Raw genomic sequence first — 3423 nt, 5'->3', positions numbered from 1 at the left:
GGGCCGATTCGGACGAGCCCGACGTCGGCGGCCCGCTCCTCGGCGGCGGGACGGCAGGCACGCTCGCCGTCGGCCGTGCCCTCACCGGCGGCCGTGTCGCGGGCGGCGCGGAAGGCGGCCAGGGCGGCCTCCTCGCCGGGCAGGGCCGCGGTGGGGTCCGGCGTCGCGGTGACGGCGAGGGCTCCGAGGGCGTCGGCGATCCGTTCGGCCTGTTCACGGGCGGGCGGGGTGAGGTGGTCGAGCGGTTCCCCGTTCAGCAGGCGGTCGGCTGTGTCGCGGTCCAGCCACCGGCCGGTGGCCCTGGCGCCGTCCCCCGGGAGAACAGTGTGCTCGTCGGCCATCACATGCCCTTCTGCGTCCGCACGCGTGGATGTGTCACACCGGCGGACGTCACCGCGCGGGGGCGCGGTTCTCGCGGGGCGGGCAGGGCGTCGAGGACTCCGGACGCGTCCGGGTCGCCTCCCGGATCGGCGCCGAGAAGCTCGGCGAGCTTCTTCAGGCCGCGGTGAGCGGCGGTACGGACGGCGCCGGGCCGTTTGCCGAGGGTGTCGGCGGCCGTCTTGGCGTCCAGGCCGACGACGACCCTCAGTACGACGGCCTCGGCCTGGTCCTGCGGGAGACGGGAGATCAGGGCGAGGGTGCGATCGGTGGCCAGCGCCTCCATGGCCTCGCCGGCGGTGTCGCACTCGGCGGGCCTGCCGGTCAGTTCCGTCTCGTCGCCGCCGACGGCGGGACGGCGGCCCCGCATGCGTATGTGGTCGAGGGCGCGGTTGCGGGCGATACGCGCGGCCCAGCCGCGGAAGCGGTCGGCGTCGCCGCTGAACCGGCCGAGGTCCCGGGCGATCTGCAGCCAGGCCTCGGAGGTGACGTCCTCGGCGTCGAGTTCACCGACGAGCGTCCGGACGTATCCGAGCAGCCGCGGGTGCACCGAGCGGTACACAGTCCGGAACGCGGTCTCGTCCCCGTCCTGTGCCGCAAGCACCGCGGCAGTCAGCTCCGCGTCGTCCCCCAGCACCTGGTTCCTCGATCGAAATGGTCGCGGTCTCAAGACCGCAGGTGAGTGCGGTGATCCGGGCCCCCCGCGGTCCGGCGCGAAAGGCACGTTACGACCTGAAACCACTCCTCGTCCATGACTGTACAAAACGCAACTAACTCGTGACGAGGTACGGCGGCACGGGGTGTGACAGAAAACGCACCCCCGGCGCTGTAGTGAGTACGGGCCGCCGCGCGGCCCGTGCCGCGCGACGGCCGGGGCCTCTCCTGTGGGGGGTGGCGGCCCCGGTCGTTGCCAAGGCGGCATCCTGAGCCCGCAGTTGGGGCGGCGCCCGCAGCCGCGGTCGGGTTCGTCGCAGCGGGGCGCATCATCTTCTTCGTACGGTTTGTGCGGCGATCTTCTTCGTACGGTGGTACGCCCGCCGCCGGTCCGGGCGGCCTTGCGCTCCTGCCGTCCTACGGCTGCCGCACGATGTCCGCGTCGTCCGACGGCACGTCGTCCGGAACGGCCGTCGACGTCCGGCCGGTGCCGGTGCCGGTCCCTGAGGTGCCGCCTGTGCCGTCCGTGCCGCCACCCGCACGGCCGCCGTCGCCGTCCCGCTTCCCGTCGCCGTCGGCGTCGCCCGCTCGGGAGCGGCCCGAATCCGTCGTACCGGAGCGGCCGGTCCCCGTGGAGGGGCCGGAGGTGGCCGGGGCGTCGGCCAGGCGGGCGCAGAAGTCCGCGACCCTGTCCTCGCCGCCGGCCTCGGCCACGAGGCGCCGCCAGGCCGGGGTGTCCGGGGCGCGGCCCTTGGCGTGGAGCTTCGCCCAGGCGCGGCAGTGGGCCTCGGCGGCCCCGGCGGGGACAGGGCGGGCCGAGTCGGTGGAGGCGGCGGCAGGCGCGGAGGGCGTCGCGGACGGGCCGGCGCCGGACGTGGGCGAGTGGCCGGCAGCCGAGGTGCGCGAGGCCGCGCCCGTCGTCCCGCCCGTGCGGTCGGGGGCGTCGGTCGCCGGCCGGTGGCGGGCCGGGCGGTCGCCTGCGGGGGTGTGCGGGAAGCCGCTGGGGCCGATCGTCGCGTACGCCACCCCGCCCAGGGCGAGGCTCGCCGCGAGCACGCCGAGCGCGGCCCGCATCGACCGTCGGGTCCGCAGCCCCCGGCGGCGCCAGTCGTCGCGGCGCCGGGTGTGCATACGGTGGGCGCCCGCGTCCCGCGCGGCGCGGTAGGCGGCCAGCGCGCGCTGCTCCGCCTCCTCGTCGATGACGTCGGCACGCAGGGCCGCCGCGATCAGCGGCTCCAGGACGGCGAGGTCCGTACGCCGGGGGCCGGGGACGACACCGGGGTGTGCGCGGCGGCCGGAGATGTCGCTGCCGCTCAGCCGTTCACCCATGCCGTCTTCCGTCCCTGTCCGGTCCCGCTCGTCCGCATGCCGCCCTCGCCGCTGGTGGGGTCAGCGGTGTCGGAATTCCGTACGGCTCCCGTGACGTGCGTGCTCATGTGACACAGACGAGCGAGCGGAGCCGACCGTTCCACCAGAGCGCCGTCGTAGCGGACGGCGCTGTTCACTTCGACTCACCCAGCGTGCGGGGGCCCTCATCCGTCACACCCAGCTCGCGGGCCAGCCGTTTCAGACCGCGGTGCGCGGCGGTCCGTACGGCCCCTGGACGCTTGCCGAGCACACGCGCGGCGGACGGGCCGTCCAGGCCGACGACCACCCTGAGCAGCACCGCTTCCGCCTGGTCGCGGGGCAGCCCGCGCACCAGCTCCAGCGCCCGCGCCGTGGACAGTGACTCCAGCGCCTCCTCGTGGGTGCTGCGCGGGGACGGCAGCTCCAGTACGTCCGCCTCCAGTTCCGACGTACGGGGCCGGACCCGGCGGCGGCGCAGATGGTCGAGGGCCCGGTGCCGGGCGATGGTCGCCGTCCAGCCGCGGAAGCCCGCCCCGTCCCCCTGGAACCTGGCCAGGTCGCGGGCGATCTCCAGCCAGGCGTCGGAGGCCACGTCCTCGGCGTCGTCGCCGACCAGGCCTCGCAGATAGCCGAGCAGCCCCGGCTGCACGATCCGGTACGCGACCGCGAAGGCCGCCTCGTCCCCCTGCTGGGCCCGCGCGACCGCGGCGCCCAGTTCCCCGTCGTACGCCTGTACGTGCCGGGGTCCGCCTCCCTGGCCCAAAGAGTGTCCTCGTCCGTACCGGGTCACGGTCGCCGTCGGGCGCCGCCGCGGGGGGCCTCCCCCCTCGTCGGCGTGGCCTCCGCGACGCTCCGGCGGCGGTCACGCCCACACCTGATCAGCGCCGTGGTTCACCGAAACGTCACAGCGCGTCAGGTCACCGGCCGGCGGCCGGGATCGGCGGGGCGGCGGCCGGGGCCCGCAGGTTCCCCGGAACGCGCCGGCCCGCCGGGCCCGGAGGCCGCGACACGGGGCGCGTTCGGGGCGAGGGGCAGGGCGAGGGG

Annotated in this window: 3 protein-coding genes and 1 pseudogene; all 4 read right to left on the bottom strand. The window is 76.1% G+C overall.

Annotated features, from left to right (window positions below; all coding sequences use genetic code 11):
• Window positions 1-341: pseudogene (locus MTQ10_RS29095) on the bottom strand (hypothetical protein); the annotation flags it as partial.
• Window positions 341-1015 (bottom strand): RNA polymerase sigma factor, encoded by a 675-nt coding sequence (locus MTQ10_RS29090; protein WP_247473376.1) that lies wholly within the window; start codon window positions 1013-1015, stop codon window positions 341-343. The pseudogene MTQ10_RS29095 and the gene MTQ10_RS29090, both read right to left, overlap by 1 nt.
• A 434-nt stretch (window positions 1016-1449) precedes the next feature.
• The gene (locus MTQ10_RS29085) at window positions 1450-2361 is read right to left on the bottom strand and encodes a hypothetical protein (RefSeq protein ID WP_247473375.1); all 912 of its coding nucleotides are present in this window, start codon (window positions 2359-2361) and stop codon (window positions 1450-1452) included.
• Window positions 2362-2533: 172 nt separating this feature from the next.
• Complete coding sequence (locus MTQ10_RS29080) at window positions 2534-3142, bottom strand: RNA polymerase sigma factor (RefSeq protein ID WP_247473374.1); 609 nt, start codon at window positions 3140-3142, stop codon at window positions 2534-2536.
• Window positions 3143-3423 lie beyond the last annotated feature (281 nt).

This window comes from Streptomyces sp. XM83C, assembly GCF_023072675.1.
Taxonomy (GTDB): Bacteria; Actinomycetota; Actinomycetes; order Streptomycetales; family Streptomycetaceae; genus Streptomyces; species Streptomyces thermocoprophilus.
Note: the sequence above shows the minus strand (reverse complement) of the source record. Positions and strands in the feature narration are given on the sequence as shown.

What these genes read in the sequence shown, in the direction of transcription:
- MTQ10_RS29085 (WP_247473375.1), bottom strand. Translation starts at nt 2,361, where the DNA reads ATGGGTGAACGGCTGAGCGGCAGCGACATCTCCGGCCGCCGCGCACAC.